The sequence below is a fragment of the Desmonostoc muscorum LEGE 12446 genome, from assembly GCF_015207005.2.
In the GTDB taxonomy this organism is placed as follows: domain Bacteria; phylum Cyanobacteriota; class Cyanobacteriia; order Cyanobacteriales; family Nostocaceae; genus Nostoc; species Nostoc muscorum.
Window position 1 is genome coordinate 182,541 of sequence record NZ_JADEXS020000002.1, and the last position, 22,558, is coordinate 205,098.

General features: G+C 40.4%; 16 protein-coding genes. 7 read left to right on the top strand and 9 right to left on the bottom strand.

Annotated features, from left to right (window positions below):
* The first annotated feature begins 900 nt into the window (after positions 1-900).
* Positions 901-2,463 carry a SulP family inorganic anion transporter gene (locus IQ276_RS37065; RefSeq protein ID WP_193915469.1) on the top strand — a complete coding sequence of 521 codons (1,563 nt, stop codon included), beginning with the start codon at positions 901-903 and terminating at the stop codon, positions 2,461-2,463.
* Between the two features lie 389 nt (positions 2,464-2,852).
* Positions 2,853-3,821 carry an arsenic resistance protein gene (locus tag IQ276_RS37070; RefSeq protein ID WP_193915453.1) on the top strand — a complete coding sequence of 323 codons (969 nt, stop codon included), beginning with the start codon at positions 2,853-2,855 and terminating at the stop codon, positions 3,819-3,821.
* A 253-nt stretch (positions 3,822-4,074) separates the two neighbouring features.
* Here IQ276_RS37070 and IQ276_RS37075 read toward each other — a convergent pair whose 3' ends face one another.
* The 5 genes from IQ276_RS37075 to IQ276_RS37095 form a co-directional block, all read right to left on the bottom strand.
* Complete coding sequence (locus IQ276_RS37075; protein ID WP_193915455.1) at positions 4,075-4,989, bottom strand: cation diffusion facilitator family transporter; 915 nt, start codon at positions 4,987-4,989, stop codon at positions 4,075-4,077.
* A gap of 9 nt (positions 4,990-4,998) precedes the next feature.
* Positions 4,999-5,328, bottom strand: coding sequence for a DUF190 domain-containing protein (locus tag IQ276_RS37080; protein WP_193915458.1), 330 nt, complete (start codon positions 5,326-5,328; stop codon positions 4,999-5,001).
* A 497-nt stretch (positions 5,329-5,825) separates the two neighbouring features.
* Positions 5,826-6,371: a hypothetical protein gene (locus IQ276_RS37085; RefSeq protein ID WP_193915461.1), complete on the bottom strand. Its 546-nt coding sequence runs from the start codon at positions 6,369-6,371 to the stop codon at positions 5,826-5,828.
* A 247-nt stretch (positions 6,372-6,618) separates the two neighbouring features.
* Positions 6,619-9,738 carry an efflux RND transporter permease subunit gene (locus IQ276_RS37090; protein WP_235116439.1) on the bottom strand — a complete coding sequence of 1,040 codons (3,120 nt, stop codon included), beginning with the start codon at positions 9,736-9,738 and terminating at the stop codon, positions 6,619-6,621.
* A gap of 461 nt (positions 9,739-10,199) precedes the next feature.
* A complete protein-coding gene (locus tag IQ276_RS37095) occupies positions 10,200-11,660 on the bottom strand; it encodes an ISLre2 family transposase (RefSeq protein ID WP_193925627.1) in 1,461 nt (486 codons plus the stop codon).
* Between the two features lie 510 nt (positions 11,661-12,170).
* Between IQ276_RS37095 and IQ276_RS41175 the strand changes: the two genes are divergently transcribed.
* A complete protein-coding gene (locus tag IQ276_RS41175) occupies positions 12,171-12,422 on the top strand; it encodes a competence protein CoiA family protein (protein WP_373690636.1) in 252 nt (83 codons plus the stop codon).
* Between the two features lie 498 nt (positions 12,423-12,920).
* Here IQ276_RS41175 and IQ276_RS37100 read toward each other — a convergent pair whose 3' ends face one another.
* Positions 12,921-13,526 (bottom strand): YdcF family protein, encoded by a 606-nt coding sequence (locus tag IQ276_RS37100; protein WP_193921112.1) that lies wholly within the window; start codon positions 13,524-13,526, stop codon positions 12,921-12,923.
* Between the two features lie 735 nt (positions 13,527-14,261).
* On the opposite strand from IQ276_RS37100, the gene IQ276_RS37105 reads away from it, so the two are divergent.
* The 3 genes from IQ276_RS37105 (at position 14,262) to IQ276_RS37115 (ending at position 16,630) form a co-directional block, all read left to right on the top strand.
* Entirely contained in the window at positions 14,262-14,705 is a 444-nt protein-coding gene (locus IQ276_RS37105) for a hypothetical protein (RefSeq protein ID WP_228043356.1), read from the top strand.
* A gap of 19 nt (positions 14,706-14,724) precedes the next feature.
* A complete protein-coding gene (locus IQ276_RS37110; protein ID WP_193921110.1) occupies positions 14,725-15,399 on the top strand; it encodes a DUF547 domain-containing protein in 675 nt (224 codons plus the stop codon).
* 97 nt (positions 15,400-15,496) lie between these two features.
* Positions 15,497-16,630: an ISAs1 family transposase gene (locus IQ276_RS37115; RefSeq protein WP_193921108.1), complete on the top strand. Its 1,134-nt coding sequence runs from the start codon at positions 15,497-15,499 to the stop codon at positions 16,628-16,630.
* 315 nt (positions 16,631-16,945) lie between these two features.
* On the opposite strand, the gene IQ276_RS37120 is transcribed toward IQ276_RS37115, so the two are convergent.
* Both IQ276_RS37120 and IQ276_RS37125 read right to left on the bottom strand, forming a co-directional pair.
* Positions 16,946-17,701, bottom strand: coding sequence for a TIGR04283 family arsenosugar biosynthesis glycosyltransferase (locus IQ276_RS37120; protein ID WP_193921106.1), 756 nt, complete (start codon positions 17,699-17,701; stop codon positions 16,946-16,948).
* A 524-nt stretch (positions 17,702-18,225) separates the two neighbouring features.
* Complete coding sequence (locus tag IQ276_RS37125; RefSeq protein WP_193926121.1) at positions 18,226-19,224, bottom strand: IS630 family transposase; 999 nt, start codon at positions 19,222-19,224, stop codon at positions 18,226-18,228.
* 1,213 nt (positions 19,225-20,437) lie between these two features.
* Here IQ276_RS37125 and IQ276_RS37130 point away from each other — a divergent pair.
* Complete coding sequence (locus tag IQ276_RS37130) at positions 20,438-20,857, top strand: class I SAM-dependent methyltransferase (protein WP_235116441.1); 420 nt, start codon at positions 20,438-20,440, stop codon at positions 20,855-20,857.
* A gap of 50 nt (positions 20,858-20,907) precedes the next feature.
* Here the strand turns inward: IQ276_RS37130 and IQ276_RS37135 are convergent, their stop codons facing one another.
* Positions 20,908-22,449 (bottom strand): group II intron reverse transcriptase/maturase, encoded by a 1,542-nt coding sequence (locus IQ276_RS37135; protein ID WP_193925511.1) that lies wholly within the window; start codon positions 22,447-22,449, stop codon positions 20,908-20,910.
* Between the last annotated feature and the right edge of the window lie 109 nt (positions 22,450-22,558).

The window sequence follows — 22,558 nt, forward strand, 5'->3', positions numbered from 1 at the left end:
AATCAAACTTTTGGTCATAACTAGTTACTGTATGACCAAAAGTCTGATTAAGCTTTAAAAATAAGGAGCATGAAACTAAAATCTAGTATAGACAATTTAATTACATTGATATGCAATAGATTCAAATTTTCTTCTATTAAGTAGATTGCTTGGCTTAAGTTTTACTACAAAATTATGAAATTGACATGAAATTTTTAGAGGATTTGAGATAAAAAACTTACTCCTGTAGACAGAAGTTAATGCTGGGATAAATTCCTAAATTTAAATCTTATAACGGGAGAGCAAGTCAGGTTAAGCTATAAGATTGAATTTTCCATAAAAACCTGGATAGAGTCAAAATATTTGGGAGTTTTAATAATTAGTGAAACTTTTTTATTGATAAATATGCATTATTATTTTTTTCCAAATTCAGGAATAATTATCATTTTCCATGAGGAGATATAACTACTAAATTTGCTTGACTCAAAGTTAAAACTTTGATATAAACTAAAGGTTCAATTATTGATAATAGGGCACTTTATCTGCTTTAAACCACCCCAATATACTCAGAGGGTTGGGGTCAGTTATGGCGAGGAACAGGACTCTATGCTGAATTTGAGAAATGTATTACCAAGTTTGCCAGATAAGTAGATTATCCGAAAAAAACAGTCAATTTTAATAAGTTATCTGTGTGCCGCAAAGATTATCAAGGCGTAAACGTTTAAAGAAATTGCTAGCTTTGGTATTCAACCCTTGAGGTTGGATTCCTACGCGTAAATGATGGAGTTAGACAAACATCCATCCAAAAAGGCTGGCAATTTTCCAAACGATTGTAACTCGTCTGTGTGGGTGGCACAGCCCTTTAAAGGCATTTCAGTTGGTTGGCTGTTTTTTTATGTCCACGTACCTACAACTAAAAAAATGGCAATCAGAGACATCTTTGACAAACGATTCATCACCGACGACCTATTGGCATCTATAGTTGTATTTCTTGTCGCACTGCCTCTGTGCATGGGGATTGCGATCGCTTCGGGAGTGCCTCCAGCTCGTGGCTTAGTGACAGGAATGGTAGGCGGAATTATTGTTGGCGCGATCGCAGGTTCCCCACTACAAGTCAGTGGCCCAGCTGCTGGACTTGCTGTCATTGTCGCAGAACTGATCCGCGATTACGGCATTGAAATGCTCGGGCCTATTCTTCTGCTGGCAGGATTAATCCAATTGCTGGCGGGAGTATTCAAGCTGGGTCAGGTGTTCCGCGCCATATCTCCGGCAGTGATCTATGCAATGCTTGCAGGTATAGGCGTACTGATCTTCGCTTCTCAATTCCACGTAATGGTCGATGACTTGCCACGCGCGAGCGGAATTGAGAACCTAATTTCTATTCCCAACGCCATCTACAAGGGTATCTTTTTCAGCGACGCCAACAATCATCAAATTGCTGGAACCAGCCATCAAATTGCTGCGCTGATAGGTCTGGTTAGCATCTTCACCCTCGTAGTTTGGGATAAGTTTAAGCCTCGAAGATTGAACTTGCTACCTGGTGTTCTAATTGCTGTGGTGGTAGCAACTGCGATCGCCGCCATCATGAAGCTGCCAATTAAATACATCGATGTGCCTGCTAATCTTGCTTCTGCAATTCAATTGCCAACGCCTGGTTCCTTAACGCGCCTGCTTCAAGCACCACTGCTTATGGAAGCAATAGCGATCGCCTTAATCGCCAGTGCAGAAAGCCTACTCTCAGCCGCCGCAGTAGACCGACTGCACCAGGGACAAAAAACGGATTTTGATCGCGAACTGGCCGCGCAAGGTTTTGGCAACATGATTTGTGGAGTGCTGGGGGCGCTACCAATGACAGGGGTGATTGTCCGCAGTTCCGTTAACGTGGAAGCAGGGGGTAAAACGAGACTTGCCACGATGTTTCACGGCTTGTGGCTGCTGGCTCTGGTGATTGCTGCACCGGATTTTCTAAAGCTAATTCCTACTTCCAGTCTGGCAGCGATTCTAGTTTACACAGGCTACAAGCTGGTGGAAGTAGAGAAAATCCGCAATCTAAAGCAGTACGGGCGCTTTCCTCTGGCGATTTACTTTGCCACCTTAATCGGTATTGTCGTTACCGATTTGCTTACTGGCGTGCTAATCGGCATTGTACTGTCAGCCGTCAACCTGATCTACAAAGTATCTAATCTTAAAATTCACTTTGAAAAAGATGAAAAAAATCAACGGATTGATATGCACTTAGAAGGAGCGGCAACATTTATTCGGTTGCCAATGCTTGCAAAAGCCCTAGAACAGGTTCCACCAAGAACTGCACTGCATCTGCACCTAGAAAAGCTATCTTACATTGACCACTCTTGCCTCGACTTGTTCTCAGTGTGGGAGAAGCAACAGAAGCAGACGGGAAGCACCCTCGTCGTGCAGTGGGATGGTTTGGTGGAGCGCTACCGCCAACCGTTTGTCATTGGGCGATCGCAAAGAGCGACGTAGAAATCTTCGCTGTCTGCTTATTCCGGAGAGTGGTGCTAGACAGCATTAGACAAGCATTACTACCAACCAGCTTGGACATTAGTTTGCGAAATTGAGCCACTCTTTGCACTAAAGTCGCGCAGAATCGAGAGCAACGCGATTTTGTAGGGTACACTCTAACCTAATATTCAAGTCGTACATTTAGGTGTTTTTGTCTCTAAGTATCTAATTATAGCAATTCCCAGTTGAGTGAGGTACAGAATCAATGTTTTTAAACGCAGAGGGACGTAGAGGAAAGCGCAGAAGCAATATGACAATCTCCATCTTCCTCACAAATGCCTAACTCATCTTTTATTTCCCGACAACTCTATTTATTGTTCTCTTCAAAGACTTAATGGAGACATCCCAACATGAGTTTGACTGAAAAACTTCAATCTGTATTTGTCATCATTGCCATCTTAATTGGGCTGATACTGGGACAAATCAAATGGGTTGAGGAAAATGCTGTATCTTTGATTGTTCCATCCTTGATGGTCATGCTCTATGGGGTATTTCTAAATATTCCACTTAATCGTTTAGGTCAGGCATTTCAAAACTACAAGATGACCGGACTTATTTTGGGAATGAACTTTATTTGGACACCTGTTTTTGTTTGGGGATTGGGAGCTATTTTCCTACGGGACTCTCCCGATCTTTGGGTTGGGCTAATTATGCTGATGGTCACACCTTGTACTGACTGGTATCTCATTTTTACAGGGATTGCCAAAGGAAATGTTGCTTTAGCTACAGCCTTCCTTCCTTGGAATATGATCTTGCAAGTGGTTCTCCTACCCGTCTATCTGTTAGTTTTTGTTGGAAAATTGGTGCAGATTGATACAGCGATTTTTCTCGAAAGCATTGCGCTGGTTTTAGTTGTTCCTATGCTTTTAGCGTTTATCGCTAAGTGGTTAATACCAAAGGTAAACGGGTTTTGGCGTGAAATTCCACTGAAAATAGCAGCAGGGCAAACGCTATTTCTGTGTTTGGCAATTACAGCGGTATTTGCCTCGCAGGGGCAAACCCTAATTCAGCGTCCAGATGTACTGCTAAAAATGTTACCACCTATCCTTATTTTCTATGTAATTACCTTTTTGCTGACTCAAGTAATCTCACGATTCGGCAACTTTAGTTACGAGGATTTTGCTTGCTTCAGTTGCACAACACTTGCACGCAATTCACCCCTTGCATTAGCGATCGCTACATCTGTTTTCCCTGATCGTCCTTTGATTACCCTTGTTTTAGCTATTGAACCACTTATCGAACTGCCTGTCATGGTGCTAGTCTCCCAGTTGTTGCTCTTTCTGCGTCGTAAAGGGCAGTATTCTCAGATGGAGAGATAGCTAAATTGGCGTTATAATCTCCCTACCTGACCCAGTTATGATTTTGTTCAGCCCACATCGTTCGTAAAAGATTGACAGTTAGAGTGTTGCATAAAAAGAGGAATTGGCGTCCATGACGTTATAGTTTGCAGTTCCTTGCACCAACAGTTGCAACACATTCATCGAGATTAGAACAGTTGCAGTTCACCATAACTAGTAGATGTAGCTAAGAGTGTAGAAGAGTGTACCCGTTACTAAATACCCAACAATTGACTTAAACTAGGTTATCAGGAGCAAAAGGACATTGGTAACTCGGATCGCCTATTTCCACCTGAATGGTTGGGTGTTCAATGCTGAAATTGTCGTGAAGCTCACGGACTACCCGTGCTAAAAAAGTATCACCGGGATAACCTGCTGGGATGACAAGGTGAACAGTGAGTGCTGTTTCTGTGGTACTCATTGCCCAAATATGCAAGTCGTGAACTTGAGCCACGCCAGGGAGTTCGGTTAGATAAGTACGGACAGCCAAAGGTTCTATTCCTGCTGGTACAGCATCTGTAATTAAATTCAAGGATTCCTGTAAAAGTCCCCAAGTGCCAGCTACAATCACCACAGTAACAATCAAACTCACCGCTGGATCAAACCACAGCCAACCTGTAGCAATAATTGCAATACCAGCCAGTACAACCCCTACAGATACCGCAGCATCTGCAACTAGATGTAAGAATGCGCCTCTGATGTTCAAGTCACTTTTACGCCCCGACAAGAACATCAAAGCACTTACTGTGTTAATGACAATTCCTATAGCTGCTACTGTAATTACTATTCCTCCTGCTACTGGAGCAGGTTCACGAAACCGTTGAATTGCTTCCCAGCCAATACCGCCAGAAACAACTAGGAGAAAGGCGGCGTTCAAAAGCGCAGCCAAAATTGAAGAACGGCGCAGCCCGTAGGTGCGACGTGATGTCGGGCGACGACGGACGAGGATGCTTGCTCCCCAAGCAAGTAGTAAACCCAGAACATCGCTTAAATTGTGACCTGCATCGGCAATCAAGGCAAGGGAGTTAGCAACAATGCCATAGGTTGCCTCAATGACGACAAATCCTGTGTTGAGGGCAACACTGATAATAAAGGCACGGTTGTAATTACTGCCACCGTGGTCGTGTCCGTGACTATGATTATGAGACATGACTGCCTTTCACACTCCGGTGGAGAGAACTTCTATGGTTTGACAAGTAACGAACTTGTCTTTAAGCATATGTTTGACTAAGGAAAAAAATTCGGTTATTGCAGTTTCACTATCAATAACCGTAACGAGAAGCGGTAGTGCAGAGGACTCAGTAGACGGATCTAGCTTATTTAGAGTACGAAAAACGCCATGTTTGCCATATCCAGAAATTGCCCGCACTACCGTTACCCCTGTTAATCCTTGTCTGCGAGCCATTCCGAGTAGAACTTGATGAAGGGGTTGATGTTCCCAACAATCCAACTCGCTAACATAAATTGTTAATTGTTTCCATGTTGTCATGATAATTTTTTTATATTTACGAATATGTAAAGATAATTTTTGACTGAGATACTAAGTAGGTAGACAGGAATAAATAGACGTGGTAATGGAAGGCTTTGGCTATCTCAGCTTTTCAAAAATTAAACGGGATTGCTATATCTCCCTTTCATCTTAATAATAGGGATTATTCTAGTTTTGAACTTTGCCTAGTAACATACAAGCAGTTGACCGAAAACGAAAAGGATACAAGCCCCTAAATTTATTTATGGAGAAGCAAAAAAATGTATTTCGAGATGCACAGCGCAAGAAATACGAAGTCCGTTTACAAGCCCCTAAATTTATTTATGGGGATCATTAATTTTGAATTTTGAATTTTGAATTTTGAATTCGGAGCGTTCGCCCCTGGCGTCTCGTAGAGAAGCGACGTGACTCTTGTTATTTATAGAATTAGGGACAGTAGTTAAATAATGAAATAAACTCATTTGAAACATAACTGTCCCGCAAGCAAGACAAACTTGCTATTGATTAAAATTAAACCGACCGTTTAGCTTTTCACCGCCGACATCCGCAGTAATTTTCACCTGATATTGACCAGTTGCTTGTTCTGATACTTCTGCTTCGTAAAGTTTACCATCAGCGTTATATGCAAGAGGTATCGACTTTTGTTTTCCATCTGGTAGTTGAATTGCAGCTGTAACTTGAGCATTAGAAACTACCTCATGCTTCTCGCCTTTTTTCAAATAAAAATCTAAATGAGTTCCTTTATCTTCTTTTTCTGTGACTAACTCTAAATGATATTGACCTGATTCAACAACTTGACCACCATGTGAATGTTCTTTACCTTCTTGTGATTCATCGTTTTTATGAGAATGGCCTTTTTCATCATGTTCTTTGGATGAATCACCTGATTTAGTAGCTTCGGTTTTTGAAGTATTTGCTGCTGGATTTGTAGTAGATTCCGTGTTACTGCTTGAATTATTTTCTTGACTTCCGCCATTACAAGCTCCCAAAAAAAGTAATCCTATACTTGTAAAAGCAACCAAACCTAATTTTAATGATTTCATGGGTTTACTCCTCATCACTTGTTAGTAATTGAAACACAATTTGGTATCTGAACAGTTGGCAAAAACATAGAAAAATAGTCTTAAATACCAATTTACACGCATTACAGCTACAAATCATTCCTCCCTTGCCGCCTGCTCCCTTGCTGCCCATTTGTAGCAACCTGAAAGTGAAATGGTATAAACCAGTTAACAAGGAGCAGGTAAAGGGTACGGCGTTATCAGCCCCAGAAAATATGAGGTTTTTACCTCATGCAGTCGAACCTTGGGTAACTTCAATATCTTGTATTGGTGTGGTCTTTCTCGGCACCAAAAATTTCCTAAACTGCACATAGGAAGCTGGAAGTACTAACAGGGTTAAAGCAGTAGAGGTAAACAATCCACCTAATACTACAACGGCTAGTGGCTGAAGAATTTCTTTGCCTGCACCACTACCAATTACCAAAGGTACCATACCAAGAGCAGATGCTAATGCTGTCATTAAAATAGCAACTAAGCGTTCCATTGAACCTTCCATCAAAACCTGCGGTAAAGGTTGTCCTTCTGCCAATCTGGCATTGTAGTTCTCAACCAACAAAAGTCCATTACGTGCTGCTACACCAAATAGAGTAATAAATCCTACCATTGAAGCTACGGAAATGATGCCACTTGTCAAGGCTATGGAAATCACACCACCAATTAATGCCAAAGGCAAATTAATTAAAATCATCATGGTTGCAGGAATTGATTTAACAGCAAAGTAAAGGATGAGTGCGATCGCCACAAATGCTAATCCCCCAGCCGAAATTAAAGTTTTCGTCGCTCCCTCTTGCGCTTCAAATTGACCACCGTATTCAATAAAATATCCAGCGGGTAATTGCACCTGTTGCTTAACTCTCTCCCGAATATCCTTAATTACAGAACCTAAATCTCGTCCAGCCACGTTGCTAGATACGACAATATAGCGGGAGACGTTTTCGCGGTTGATGGTATTGGGGCCTGTACCATAGTTGATTTTTGCGACTTGGGCTAAGGGAATTTTTTGTCCGTTGGGTGTATCAACTAGCAAATTACCGATAATTTCAATATTGTTACGGTATTTTTCTTGCAACCAAACCACCATATCAAAGGTTTGTTGTTGCTCTAATACTTGGGAAACGACTCGCCCATTCAGTGCAGTTTCTACTACCTCTGATAATTCGCCAATAGTTAAACCATAGCGGGCTGCTGCATCGCGGTCGAATTGAATTTGTACCTGTTTAATCGGTACTTGCGGTTCAAGTTGCAAATCTACTAGACCCGAAACCTGGCCCATAGCTGATTGTACTTGTTGACCAAGAGTGCGGAGTTGTTCCAAATCGGGGCCAAAAATTTTCACAGCGATCGCACTCCGTACACCTGAGAGTACCTCATCCATCCGGTGCGAAATAAACCCGCCGATATTGGGAACGACTCCGGGAATTTTTTCAAATTCTTTACGAATCGTTTCAATTGTTTCTTCTCGGTCTTTTGCCCCCTCCTCGCTGAGTTGGACATCTATTTCCGCCCCGTTTACACCAGCCACCTCAGTATCCCCCACAGCCCGTCCAGAGCGCAATTGAGCCGTTTCAACCCCAGGATTTTTTTTCAGGGCTTCTTCGATCGCTATGCCTACTTGATTAGTCGCATCCAGAGATTGACCAGGCATTAAAACTGCGGCGATCACCAAAGAGCGGTCTTGGAATTCTGGTAAAAAAACTTGCCCTAAACCCAGCATAATTACCAATGAAGCCACAAAGCCAGCCATTGCCATTCCCAAAACAATTTTGGGGCGGCGCATAGAAAATTTCAAAGCTGGACGGTAAAGTTTATGGGTTTGTTTTTCTAACCAAGTTTCTGTACTGGGTAATCTTGTATTCGTTAACAACAGGGCGCACATTGCTGGGGTTAATGTCAGCGCTACTAAGGTGGAAGCAGCAATTGACAGCAGATAGGCTAAACCCATTGGTGCAAAAATTCGACCTTCCACACCAGAGAGGGCGAAAATCGGTGCAAAGACAACTGCAATAATAATTGTGGCGAAGAGGACGCTAACCCGCACCTCAACTGAACCATTGAAGACTACTTGCAGGGGTGGAATGGGATTACCCGCTAGTTGGTTTTCCCGCAAGCGGCGATAGACGTTTTCCATATCTACAATGGCATCATCCACTACTGAACCAATAGCCACCACCAGTCCGCCCAAAGTCATGGTGTTAATGCCTTGTCCTGTCCAGTTCAGAATCATCATTCCTAATAATAAGGACACGGGTAAGGCGCTCAAACTAATGATTACCGTGCGCCAATTCATCAAAAACAGAATCAGGATGACGGAAACGATGATAGTACCATCACGCAAAGCTTCTTCGACGTTTTCGATCGAGGCTTCGATAAAATCTTCCTGACGGAAAGTAGTTGTAATTTTGACATCTTTAGGCAGACCGGCTTGAATTTCCTCGATTGCTGCCTCAACTGCCTTCGTTACTTTTGGCGTATCTGCTGTTGGCTGTTTGTTGACTGTCAAAATTACCGCTTTTTTACCCGCAAAACTGCCATCGCCGCGTTTGAGTGCTGCACCAATTTGTACATCCGCCACCTGTTCCAATAGTACTGGCGTGCCATTTTTGGCTTTAATTACTGATTTTTTCAACTGCTCAATAGATTCAATCCGCCCTACCCCTCGCACCAATGTCTCTTGGTCAGGAGTAATTAAAAATCCCCCTGGTGCATTGGTGTTGGATGCTTGTGCTGCTTTGGTGACATCATCAAGCGAAACATTAAACGCTTTCAGCTTATCAGGGTTAACCAACACTTGATACTGACGCTCATCCCCACCAAATACAACAATATTACTTACACCAGGGACAGCCAGCAGCCGATTCTTCACTTGCCAGTTGACAATCCGCCATACCTCCATTATTGAAGTGTTTTCGGAGGTAAAGGCGTATTTGACAGTCCATCCTAAAGGCGAACTGACGGGAAGAACCTCTGGATCTTCTACACCTTGCGGTAGTTGACTGCGTGCTTGTTGTAACCGTTCTGTCACCAATTGGCGAGCGCGATAAATTTCTGTATCCGAGCTAAAAGTCGCTCTCACAGCAGAAAGACCTACAGCCGAGGAAGAACGTAATGCTTCCAGTCCAGGGGTACCGTTGATGGCACTTTCTATTGGTCGGGTGACTAGGGACTCAACTTCTTCTGCTGCAAGTCCTGGGGCTTCGGTCATAATTTCGACCTGGGGCGGGGCAAAGTTGGGAAATACATCCAGTGGCATTTGCGTAAGGACGAGAAAGCCCCAAACAGATATGAGGATGGAAGCAATAACTATTAGCCAGCGTTGAGCGATCGACCATTTAACAATATAATCAAGCATTTTTAAACGTTTTAAGGGATGTCTGCTTGCTGTGCAGCTAAGTAAGTTTAAAGATCAAGTACTTTACCTACTCTCCCAAATGAAGATGAAATTGAGATGAAATTTTTAGCTTTAACTTAAAGTTGCCCCACGTCTGTCCCTTCGGGAAGCGCGGGATGAATTTTTGGGCATTGTTACTAAACTATCAACGGGAGCAATGCGATTTTGTGAGGTCTGGTCAAAAACAAGCGATGCCTGCGGCGGGCGTAGCCATCGCTAAAAATTATATTTAGGTACAAGGTGATTTTATTTGCAAATAAAATACTGGTTTGCACAAAAATTCATCTTGATGAAATATCTCAAAAAGATTAATAGCAAGTCATTTGACGATTTTTTATAAAAATATCTGCAATCAGCCTTTCATACTTAGTATGAATTATGTCAAAAAGTAAATTAAAGGCAAGATTAAAGTATAAAATTTATCAAGCAGCTTGGGGTTTGATAAAAGAATTAAAGATAGAACCACAAAAATTATCCCAACTTCCAGCCATCCATTGACAACGCAGATGTAAGATAATTTCTGCATTTTCTTTCAACCAAAATTTACTGTTACCCTTGATTCTTAAGTTGACAACTTGACGAATTAAACTCTCAATTGCTCCACTACCTATTGGTAGTTTTTGGTCTAGTATCTTAGCGTAATTTAAACGCCTTTCACGATAGGCACGTAAAAGGTAATTTCTCTGTGTGACCATAGTTTTACAACGCTCTCCCGTAGCTTCAGATATAAATTCATCCATCTGCCTAATTATGGTCATGGCATTACTTTTTTTTAAAGTTCTCCGTGCTTTTTTAAACCAATTATTCCGCTCCTTATCATCACTAAACGCTACATCAGCAAATTTCTGTAGCCGTTCAGTAACATGGTAAAAATCAAATAATTGATAAGTCGCATCGGGAGATTTCAATTTCTTTAAAAGAGGGGGAATATGCTTCCAAATCCATTCAGCACCGTCAGCAACTAATAAAACTTGTTTTGCTTGACTAATTCCCAAACTAATCAGATGCATTTCTAAAATTGGCAAAAAGCCTTTATAGTCTTCATAAGTGCCATCATTTACAATGTTTATTTCGCCATTTTTAACTTTTTTACCCTGTTCATCAACCACATAAATTGTTAATAATTTTGGCTCAACCCATTCCCCTGTAAAGCCGTGCTTGTTTGTTTTGAGATTTTTTCTACCTTTTTTATTAATCCTAATTCTACTCCTGCCACCATCTACAGCAATCACAACTCTCTGGTCTTTAAGTATATTCCCACCAGGTAATTTACCTTGTTGCAAGTTAGATATTTTAGTTTGACGTAAATCAATGCTGATTTGACCAAATTTATATGTCAATCGTTCAATTCGTTTAAGACTAATATTAATTCCCCAATCACCCAGGATTGTATGTGCGGCTTCAAAAGAACTAGCTATGGCACCATATTTTGTAATATCTGACCAAACTAATGGGGTCAAGCCTTCTGACATTCCTAACCATTTTAGCAAGGGGCAGAATCCAACATTAGTAGATTTATTCTTCGCTTTCTTTTCTCTTTTTTGAACAACGTATGGTAATTTAAGATTTACTACAACATTACCTACTGTTAATATTTCCCTCTTCGTATAACCGTGTCTTTGTGTGTCGGTATGCCACCATCCTTTGGTTTGATTAATTGCTGTTTGATGAGCCGACTCTGATTGAGAAAGCTTATGCAATAATATGGCGATACATTGACCCGCTAAAACTAAGGCAGCCTGTCTAATTTTTTCTTCTCTTTCTTTAACTATTTTTCCAGACCACTCCTCGATATTTTTCAAATCTAAAAGGTTAGTCACATCCTTTTGAAAATCTGATAATGAATCGGCAAAATTTAAATTTGCAGATATATTTTTTTTCATAAAGGTAGATACTTCCTATTTCAAAACTATTCCTGAAAGGAAATTTTACCTTTTTTTCTAGTAGCAACAATGTACAGAAACTTTGTTTTTGGTAGCAGGTTGTATCTTCTAAGCAATATTGCTGCAACTTTTGTATAAAATACTAAATATATACGTAAGAGTTTATTAGCGATCGCTCTCCAGGTGGGGTCATCTCACAAAATCGCATTGCTCCCGTCAAAAATCAACCACTCAGGTGACCTGAGTGCAGGAGGCTGAGACTAATAAAAAATAAGACTCTGCTACCTTAAACCCTTCAATGCTGCTTTCTAGCTTATCAAGATGACCTAAAAGCACAAGGAATCAAGAGTGGTAACGTTTTAGTATCCCAATACCAAATAAGAAACCTGACTGCATTAGATGTGGTTAAGGCTGGTATCAACATTACACTCGCCCAAAAGATAGATACATTTTTGAAAAGTTGAAGCACACTTGTAGGAGCAACTTTAACTATTCAATAATGGTGTGGCAATGTGGCTGAAATATGGTGTAAATGAAGAAGGTATCTTGATATGTATTGAAGATATCACAAGAGGTAAGACTTTACTTAAGTGTCCTTACTGTCATGGGGAGTTAACTGCTAAAAAAGGCAAGATGAAAGAGCATCATTTTGCTCATCATGGAGAAACTTGTCGCCCGATAGCTAACCGAAAATTCCCTACTCTCCCACTTTATGACAATTTCAATATTCAATTTAGGACTTACGCAAAAAAACCTCTCTAACTCTTATTCCTCTGTGTTCTCTGCGTCCTCTGTGGTTCGTTTTCCGTTACCTGTGCGTAAGTCCTGCAATTATCTGGCAAGGATTTGGCACAGTTAAAACTGCTCTGGAAGGAGTACGGAGCCAAAAATTCCCCTATTAGTTCGTGCTTAGTTACTCCAGGGTTGATAAAAGCGGGAATGTTGAGAAAAAATGTTTGCATTCGACCACCTGCGTATGAATTCACGATTTTTGGAAAAATCCCCATCGGAGCGCTAGAGTTAACGCTATTCAACGATGTGCAGTCACTACTATTACTTAAAAAGCTGCTAAAGCTAAAATACTATCTCAAAATTAAATAAATATTCTTGAGGAGAATACTAGCTTGATTCAAGTTGCTGTCTAGTATTTTCAAAACACCGTAGCCAAATATTGTTAATTATTTTAAGACTTTAAAAAGGGCTTCAAAACCTTGCTGTACCGTATGAAATTGCTGCACCAAATAATTATTAAGTTAGATGCTAGATTTGAAACACTAAGTAGACAAAGTAAAAATAAGTTTCTCGGCTCAAAAACTCCATTTGACTGTGAAAACTGCGATAGCGGGTAGTAGGTGTAGGAGACGAATGTGCATCCATTCCTAAGCCCCGTGCCATCAATACAGATCGCTTCATGTGCAATGGATCGCTAACAATCAGAAACTTGGTTAATTGGTGAGCATTCGCTACTTCCAAAGCATTTTTGAGGTTCTGGTGAGTTGTGCGAGATTGAGTTTCAGTGAGAATATCAGCAGCTTTTACCTGTTGCGCGAGTGCATAATTTTTTCCAACTATAGCTTCAGGTGGTTCATTACTCTCGCCAACTCCGCCAGTAAAAATGATTGTTTTAACAGATCCATTTTTATATAAGTTGATGGCGTGGTTAATTCGCTCTCTGAAAACAGGAGATGGTTCTTCTCCCCAAACTGCCGCTCCTAAAACAATTGCTGCATCTGCCTTGATATTATTAGCACTGCTGCCATATAAATAAATACTTGAGGCAGAAGAAGCGATCGCCAGCAACAAGGCAGATATCAAAGCTAGTGTCACCAAAATTAACCATTTTTTGTGAATTTTGTAATTGAGCATGGGTTGTTATGCTATTTTTCATGCTTAGTTTCAATATCTAAGTTAAGTGCGTAAGTCCTATACTGTTATATGCTTCACCATTAGATGCAGTTGTGAATCTGGCTTCTACCGTGCAATCAAAAACTGCCCTAGACGGAAGCTAGAGCAGTTTTTGATAGAAGTAAATTATATAGGAGACAACTAGCGTTGTCCCCGGTTTATCCATAGTAAATACCGTTATATAATACTATTCACCTCAAGTTTCGTACTTTACGCAAAAAACGAATAATCTTGAAGTTGGCATTACAAAAGTTAAAAGTCAGTACAAGCGAGTGTATTACAGACATCATCCGCGACTTTGAGCTTTTTCCTTAGTGGATCACAGAACATGGTTGCTGGGATGAGCTGCTGATGAGCGGGAATCTGGGAATAGAGGAAGTAGCGACACCGGACAGCCCGTCGTAGACATCACTCTTAAAGCAAAGCGTAGCCTCTGTAAGAAAACCCCATTTCTCTCCTGCTGTATGTTTCTTGAGAGACGACAAATCCCTCTTAAGTCATAGATGCATTATGTGCTGTGATAGAGGATTTTTTATTCCTACATTAGTACTCTATTTAGATTAGACAAAAGAATTGCAAAAGAAATCATAATCTTTCTGCTTTCTAGCTAATTTCCAGTATATTTTGTGTCAAAAGATACAATTCTTCAGGTGATATTGGTAGTAGCTAAATAATCTTAGAATCAGGATGGCAAATATGGATAACACAAAGGAAGTTGATAGTACTAAAAATAAATTGGCTCAGCAGGAAATAGAGGATGAAACTGATATAGATTCATCATCTAAGGAACTGATACAGACAAATAAAACAATTAATATAGATGGTCAGCGTCCAGTCGATCCAAGTAATATTGAAATTAAAGAAACAATTAATATAGATGGTGAGCGACCAATTGGGAAAAATGAAACCGATTATGATAAAACAATTAATATAGATGGTCAACGCCCGATCGGGAAGAGCGCTTTTCAAAAACATGAGATGCTAACTGTAGACGGTAAGCGTCCAATTGACCCTAGCGATTTAGAGGTTGAAGCTGTTATTGATATAGACGGTCAACGTCCTTACGCTAAAAGTAATTTTCTATCTTCAGATACTCTAGAGATAGACGGTAGTCGCCCAATAGGTTCAAATAACAGCTAACACATCAACTAGGACGATAATGATTGATTTTGAACCTTGGGACAGATTGTTGCGTCAGTATGTTGATAAGCGCGGTCGTGTAGACTATGTAGCTTGGAAAAAAGAGCAACCCCAAGCAATTGCAGATTGGTTAGCCAGCCAAAAAAATCTGGCTTTGAAATCTAATAGCAATAATCTCGAACAATTGGCATTGTGGATCAACCTTTACAATGCGTTCACCATTTCGACAATTTTGGAGAGATACCCAATAGAATCGATTCGTCCGCGAATTTTAGGGATTCCCAACTGGCTAGCTTTTTTGTGGTTCTTCCAACGTCGCGCTTATTATATGTTTGGGGAAAGTTATAGTTTAGCTAAAATTGAGAACTCTATTCTACGGGACAAATTGCAGGAGCCACGAATTCATTTTGCGATAGTCTGTGCTTCGGTTGGTTGTCCTTTACTACGTTCGGGAGCCTACTTTGGGTCACAAGTCAGTCAGCAATTAGATGAAGATGCACGTCGTTTCATAAATAACCCTGAAAAAGTCCGTTATGATATCCAGAGCAAAACACTTTACTGTAATAAAATCTTAAAGTGGTATCGTCAGGATTTTTTAAAGGTTGCACCCTCCGTTCCCGAATACATTCGCTCCTATTTGAAAACAGACTATCCCCCAGGGCGAACGCATCTAAATACAGTACATATATACTAAGAGTTTACAAAGACAGCGATCGCGTGTGTCAGGGAGCTTGAACGATCGCTCATTGATGGTAAAGTCGTAGTAAAAGTAGAGTAAAGTCCCGTTTGACGTGAAGCTCAAGCCCAAAATTACTATTGCTGACCATTTTGCCGTAATGTCAGATCCACGAATAGATCGCACGAAGCGACACAAGTTAATTGATATTTTGACTATCGCCATTTGTGCAGTAATCTGTGGAGCAGATAGCTGGGTAGCAATTGAACTGTATGGCTGCACGAAGTATGAATGGCTGAAAACGTTTTTGGAACTACCAAATGGGATACCATCACACGATACCTTTGCACGCGTATTTGCTCTAATTAATCCGCAGGAATTTCAGTCATGTTTTGTAAACTGGGTGAAATCAGTACACAAAATAACTGATGGTGAGGTTGTTGCAATTGACGGGAAAACTTTATGTGGTTCAAGTAATCAAAATAGTGACCAGAGCGCAATTCAAATGGTAAGTGCATGGGCAACTACAAATAAATTAGTTTTGGGACAGGTGAAGGTAGATGAGAACTCAAATGAAATCACGGCAATTCCAAAATTATTAAAGATATTAGACTTAGCTGGATGTATCGTGACAATTGATGCAATTGGCTGCCAGAAAGAGATTGTGAAGTTAATTACACAGCAATCAGCAGATTATGTAATTACCTTAAAAAAGAATCAAAATAACCTTTATGAGTCAGTTGAATCATTATTTAGAATAGCGATAAGCAAAGGGTTTGAAGGAATTGAGCATAGTACATATAAAACAGAAGATAAGGGGCATGGTCGTGAGGAGGTTAGGCATTATCTGATGTTATCTGAGATTCAAAAACAACTTGACCCAGAATCAGTTTGGTCAAACTTTAATAGCATTGGGATGGTAGAGTCTGTACGAAAAGTAGACGGTAAAACAGAGGTTGAAACTCGTTATTTTATAACTAGTCTTCAGGGAAATGCTGAAAAGTTTGGTAATTCTGTTCGCAGCCATTGGGGTATTGAGAATTCATTACACTGGATATTAGACGTTGCTTTAAGAGAAGATGATTGCAAGATTAGAAAAGACAATGCACCGCAAAATTTTGCAATTATAAGGCAAATAGCAGTAAACCTTTTAGGTAAAGAGAAGCGTGTAAAACGAGGAATTAAAAATAAACAGTTCCTTGCAGCGATGGATAATGACTATTTACTAAGAGTTTTAGCCTTAGCTTAATATAGTACATCAAAACTTGAGTTGAATATTTCATATAAAAGATTTATCAATTTTCTAGATAAATATAGTTTTATATACCCCTTAAGTGAATTTTTTTCTTATTCATGAATTGCTCATTCAGATGAAAATAAATTAATTGATATTTACCGAACAAGTTTGATTTACTTTGCTTATCATTCCATGAATTTTTACAATTATCTATGTCATTTTGTAATCTTTCTTAGTTTTTATTAGGAAATAAGATGCGTTCGCCCTGGACTATCCCCTTAATGCCTCAACGCGGATATCCTATCTTCACTATGACTGGAGCTTAAATCAGCGAATATCTTGATAAAACTGTTTAAGATAATTTGCATTAACGCCAATCCCCCACAAAAAGCCAATATAGAGGTAAATTGCAGTTGCTTTGAAGCTACCCCATTTGGCTACGCGACGATCTGAGGAATGAACAATCCGATTTACCAGATAAATACGTCCTTTTTTAACTAACTTTAGACATAAATCTCCATCCTCCATAATCGGCAATGCCTCATCAAATCCGCCACAATCCCAAAAATCAATCCGACGACAGAACATTACTTGATCTCCAAATAACAGACGCAATCCTCGGAAAAATAGGTGAGGCTTAAATAACAGTGGTGCGTAATAAGTTTTTAAATAATTATGTAGAGAGATACCCCAACGAGTTGTTTGAGAACCTGACATCAGAGAAATGAACCCGCCACAGGCAACGGTAGGTTCTGCCAGAGTCTTGTTGATGACGATAATTAGATCATCTGGAACCCAAGTATCTGCATGAAGAAAGCAAATAATATCTCCAGTTGCTGCTGATGCTCCATAGTTCATCTGAAGAGAACGCCCTGGTTGTTGAGATAAAAGAAATTGTACATTCAAAGTTTGATTAAATGACTCAAAAATTCGTTTTGCAACTGTCACCGTCTGATCTTGGCTGCCACCGTCTACCACTATCACCTCGTCAGGAGGAGGATTAAGTAAAGTCAGTTGGCGCAATGTCCGCCCTAAGTTAGTTGCTTCATTTAAAGTAGGAATGATAATAGAAACTTGAGACATACCGATTTAGTGTTTTTATCGTTATCTCTATTCTACTTGTTGATGTCGTTCGGCTTTAGCCCAAAGATAAATCGGACAATGTTGAGACGTTTTATAAACATTTCATACAAAGTATTTGTTACCATAACGGTTGCTGTACTAATAATTAAAAATTTTGCGATTCTGCCAAAATCCCATTGCACTACATAAAAAGATATCGCCACCAAAACTGTTTGATGCAGCAAAAAAAACTGGATAAGCGACAAGGGTTATATATTACAGGATACTATTAGTAAATGATAGATATTGCTGACTTAGCCCAAGTATGGCAGTTACCCAACACCAAGAATTGAAGCTTGCGAATTGGTTTAACAAAGTTGCTTTTTCGCAAGTGAAGAACTCTCACTCGGTGGGTTTAAGTCCCAGGCTTCTATCAAGCCGCAAGTATGTGTTTGCGGGGTCTAAATCCCCATTACAAAACTTACTTGCGACTGCGAAAAAGTCACTTGCGACTTGAGTTTAATGCTCCAAAGCATGGTAAGTAGCTAAACAAAATTAATTACATAGTTTTTACCAAATTCTCGGAGAATATTTTCGACAGATGCGACAAAGGTTTGCCAATTTTTGTAAGCATCTATTTCGAGCCATTGATACTTAATAAACCGCCACAAAATTTCAATCAAATTTAGCTCTGGTGAATAGGAAGGTAATTGAAAGATGGTAATGCCACGTTCTTGCCATTCTTCAACTTTATCAATAATCATATCACTGGTATGAATAGAGGATTGATCAACAACAATTACCGTCGGTTTATCTACTTGGGGAAAGAAAGTATCAATGCAAGCAATAATCACATCTGAATTGATACTTTGAAAAGAGACATAAGCTTCAAGGTGATTATTTCGATTCATGATTCCTAAAACATTTAGGCGCGCACTACGGCGACTAGTAATAGTTAAGTACTCTCCGATATCTTGCCATCCATAAGGAACAGAAGGAATTAAACAAAATCCGGTTTCGTCTAAGTAATATAAGTTAATTTTACCTTCGTCTTCTAATCGTTTAAACTCTGTTAACTGTGCAGATTTTTCCTTGTATTCTATAGGATCTGGCTCTCCTCCAACATCTCGTCGCATTCGATGCCAAGTCATATAAAAATTTCTTAATATTCTTTTAATAGTTTCAGTGCTAACTTCAATATCCCATTCTGATTTAATTTTTTGTAGCGTCTTTTTTAATTGTCTTGGTTCAAGTTTCGCCCACTCTCTAATTTTTGCTTCTTGTTCTGGTTTAAATATTCGTTTTCTACCTCTTCCTAGTTTATTATAAAGTCCAACCATCCCTGATGATTCCCAACGATTTATCCAGTTATAGATAGTCTTATAACTAACATTAAATATTTTCATTAATTCTTGTAACTCTACTCCTTGATTAGCTAAAATTAAGAAATGTGCTCTTTGGCGCACCTGATGATATCTGCTTTGGCGATATATTCGCTCCAGTAGTTTCAAAGAAAGAGGATTGATTTCTCTCAAAAAAATCATTTTAACTCTAATTATTATCCAAAATATTCTGAGAGTATATTATATATTCATTTGTGTAATTAATTTTGTTTAATTACTTATTACTCACTGGTGGTTACTCATACGAAAACAGTTGAACATTGTTACAATCTCTACATTTACGCGCCCGCAGCTTTTCGCCTCCTCCCCACCCAGCCCCATCAGCACGGAAATATACCCACTGACTTACTGATTCTCCAACGGTACGACCCCAAACAAAATTTTGTGACCCGCAGATCGGACATGGCGTTTCTTGTGGGCTAAAATTTTTGTGATTCGGTTGGTTGTTCATGAGCTTCCCCCGTTGAAGAAGGCAGAAGGCAGAAGGCAGAGGGCAGTCCCAATGAAAAAATTTCATCACCATGAATGAAAATGTGATGTGAGACGGATCTATATAGATACTCATCGAAGGAGTATTTTCAAGTCAGAAGGTTCAATTTAGAAGGGGATTCAAACCCCTCCTAAATTGGGGCCACCAAATTTTTAATTTGGTGGGGGTCTTAAACCCTTACTCCCTTCGGTCGTGGCAAAGGGCAGGAACCAGAATTTCCTTCTGCCTTCTGCCTCCTGCCCTCTGCCTTTCCTGATAAATTCTGAGTGCAATCTTCAGCAGCTATTGGGACAAAGTGCGTAGGCGTAGCCCGCCGTAGGCATCGCTATGTTGAAAATCTGTTCAAAAGTGAGATAATTCAGGGATTACACCCGAACTTACGTGTTTTAGCCACCCTCATAGGAGCAATTCTTCTTGAAAGCTGACACGGAGGTACTTTCATTTCAGCAATGCCAAACGCGCAGAGCGTCTCGTAGAAAAGGCTGGCTGCGCCTACGCATTCTACTTTAAATATTCCTGTTTCATCCTTTGTACCCACTTATTCACAGTAATATGTTTTCTAGAAAACTCCAGTTTTCAAGCTGGATGAGGTTTAGATAAATTCTCATGCAATTGCAACCGAAACAAGTTAATACAAACAAGCAACGCCTTGAATGCGTGATTTGTCATTATCATCTTGATGCAAATGATAAATCTGCATTTTTTACGTTCCCTTGTAATGTTAGAGCCTTTATAGGCGAAAAGTTCAAGGTTTGGAGATGTCCGCACTGTAAGACGATTCATTGTCTAGATAGGGTGGATCTCGACCATTACTATGCAAAATACCCTCTTTCTCAAGCTAAATTAACACAGGGATATCGATCTTTGTGTAGCAATGTATATCGTCAGTTGACTAAACATGGGTTTTCTAAAACTCACTCTTTGCTCGATTATGGCTGTGGTGGCAACGGTCTGTTTGTACAATATTTTCGGGAACGCGGCTTTACCAACTCCTACGGTTATGATCCTTATGCATCAGAGGATAGCTTCGGCAATCCGGCAGTTCTTGGGCATGGGCAATTTGATTACATTTTGCTCCATGAGGTCATCGAACACGTTGAAGACCCTAATGCATTATTAAGCCAATTAAACAGCCTGCTATCTTCTAAGGGTTATATTCTAATCACTACACCTAACGCTGCTAATATTGACCTAAACCGACCCGACTTACCCGATCATTATAACCCTGTGCATGTCCCCTGGTTGAGTCGATGGGGGATATTATTCCCCGCACCTCTCAGTTAGATCCGTGCGTACCCGTTTCCGTGTACACGGCTCCCGATGTTCTCAGCTTCTCAGCTTTCGCTTTTGCTCATGTGCTTGTAATCGTGGCAACTCTCGTGAATTGCTTCCAGATTATTTTTCTTCCAGTTGGCGTGATTTTCGTCGATGTGATGCAGATGAATCCGTTCCTCATCGATGAACTTTAAGCCGCAAGAGGCACATCTATGGTTTTGCTTCTTAAGAGCAAAAGAAGTTTCGCCGTCATAGAGCTTACTTTTGCGTTCGCTCCAGTAGGCTGTATCTCCGTCATAGGGGGATTTTGTTCCTTTAACCATGACGTGGCTACTTTCGGAGTAGGAAACTGCTGGGAATGCTTTGTCTAGTAATTTCTTGCTAGCGTAGCGATTTTTCTTGGCTTCCTTGTTGAATACCGTATAAGCTCTTTTTTTGATGTGGTATAACGAGTTTCTAGACCCGTCCATCTTGCAGAACTTATGGTAATTTCTCCAACCTCTTACTACCGGGGCTAATTTCTCAGCCTTTGTGGTAGCACCATAATTCGAGTTGTTGACGATGTGTTTTACTTTCTTACGGAATGCTTTGAAGTTGTCCACTGAGGGAATGCTTCTAAACTTTCCGTTTTTCTGGACTTTAAAGTGCCAGCCGAGGAAATCAAACCCATCTGTCGCGGCGGTAACTTTGGTTTTCTTTTGGCTTACATTCATTCCGCGTTTGCGGAGGAACTCGCTGATTTTCTCAAGTATCTCTATCGCATTATCTTCGGGTCGGAGTATAATAACCATGTCATCCGCGTATCGGATTGATGGCTCGTTGATTTGCCCGTTGGCTCTGTATCTGTGGATACTTTCAACCCCGTTGAGTGCGATGTTTGCTAATAGTGGGCTGACTACTCCCCCTTGAGGTGTACCCTGTTCGGGGAATTCTGGGTTTACTCCTGCCTTGAGGCATCGGTATATTCCGAGTTTTAAGCCTTTGGGGGCGATGAGTTCGTCCATTATTGCTGAGTGGTTAATCCTATCGAAGCATTTTTCGATATCGAGTTCTATAACTCGTTTCTCTGTTCCATTGCAGGAAGAGCGTAGGTTATTGTAGATGTACCGTTGTGCATCGTGAGCAGAGCGCCCTGTTCTGAACCCGTAGCTCCTGGCGTGGAAAGTGGCTTCGTGTGCTGGTTCTAGTGCATATTTTGCAAGGCATTGCCAAGCTCTATCCGCTATGGTTGGTATTTTAAGCATTCTGGTAGTCCCGTCCTTTTTGGGGATGGGGATTTCCCTTAGTCCTTGATGCTTCCAATTTCCACTATTCATTTTCAGTAATTCTTCAAGGTTGAAGCGTTCCTCAAATGACAGGGATTTCTTACCATCAATACCCGCCGTTTTTTTACCAGCGTTTAGCTGAGATACAAGTCTAATTGCAAGAAATCGAGCCGAGGTGGATTTAAAAATAAGCTTTTGGAGAAACCTAGCTTTCCGTTTGTCTCCAACTTGAACCGCTTTAAATACGCGCTTTTGAAGGCGGAAAAGATTTCGGCGGAATTTCTTCCACGGTAAGGCTTTCCAAGATTCACTAGTATGTCTACTGTGTCTAATCATTTTCTCTTCTAGAGTTTGTATTTTCTGAACACCTCAGACCAATTACGGTCTGTCCTACCCGAATTGTGAGAGTTCCGCTTCTCGTCTAGCCTACTTGGGGAACGAAAGC

Excerpts from the sequence above, each read along its gene's own strand:
- IQ276_RS37085 (WP_193915461.1), bottom strand. The coding sequence starts at position 6,371 with ATGAAATCATTAAAATTAGGTTTGGTTGCTTTTACAAGTATAGGATTA.
- IQ276_RS37080 (WP_193915458.1), bottom strand. The coding sequence starts at position 5,328 with ATGACAACATGGAAACAATTAACAATTTATGTTAGCGAGTTGGATTGT.
- IQ276_RS37100 (WP_193921112.1), bottom strand. The coding sequence starts at position 13,526 with ATGCTCAATTACAAAATTCACAAAAAATGGTTAATTTTGGTGACACTA.
- IQ276_RS41175 (WP_373690636.1), top strand. The coding sequence starts at position 12,171 with ATGTGGCTGAAATATGGTGTAAATGAAGAAGGTATCTTGATATGTATT.
- IQ276_RS37110 (WP_193921110.1), top strand. The coding sequence starts at position 14,725 with ATGATTGATTTTGAACCTTGGGACAGATTGTTGCGTCAGTATGTTGAT.
- IQ276_RS37070 (WP_193915453.1), top strand. The coding sequence starts at position 2,853 with ATGAGTTTGACTGAAAAACTTCAATCTGTATTTGTCATCATTGCCATC.
- IQ276_RS37095 (WP_193925627.1), bottom strand. The coding sequence starts at position 11,660 with ATGAAAAAAAATATATCTGCAAATTTAAATTTTGCCGATTCATTATCA.
- IQ276_RS37120 (WP_193921106.1), bottom strand. The coding sequence starts at position 17,701 with ATGTCTCAAGTTTCTATTATCATTCCTACTTTAAATGAAGCAACTAAC.
- IQ276_RS37065 (WP_193915469.1), top strand. The coding sequence starts at position 901 with ATGGCAATCAGAGACATCTTTGACAAACGATTCATCACCGACGACCTA.
- IQ276_RS37135 (WP_193925511.1), bottom strand. The coding sequence starts at position 22,449 with ATGATTAGACACAGTAGACATACTAGTGAATCTTGGAAAGCCTTACCG.
- IQ276_RS37125 (WP_193926121.1), bottom strand. The coding sequence starts at position 19,224 with ATGATTTTTTTGAGAGAAATCAATCCTCTTTCTTTGAAACTACTGGAG.
- IQ276_RS37075 (WP_193915455.1), bottom strand. The coding sequence starts at position 4,989 with ATGTCTCATAATCATAGTCACGGACACGACCACGGTGGCAGTAATTAC.
- IQ276_RS37090 (WP_235116439.1), bottom strand. The coding sequence starts at position 9,738 with ATGCTTGATTATATTGTTAAATGGTCGATCGCTCAACGCTGGCTAATA.
- IQ276_RS37105 (WP_228043356.1), top strand. The coding sequence starts at position 14,262 with ATGGATAACACAAAGGAAGTTGATAGTACTAAAAATAAATTGGCTCAG.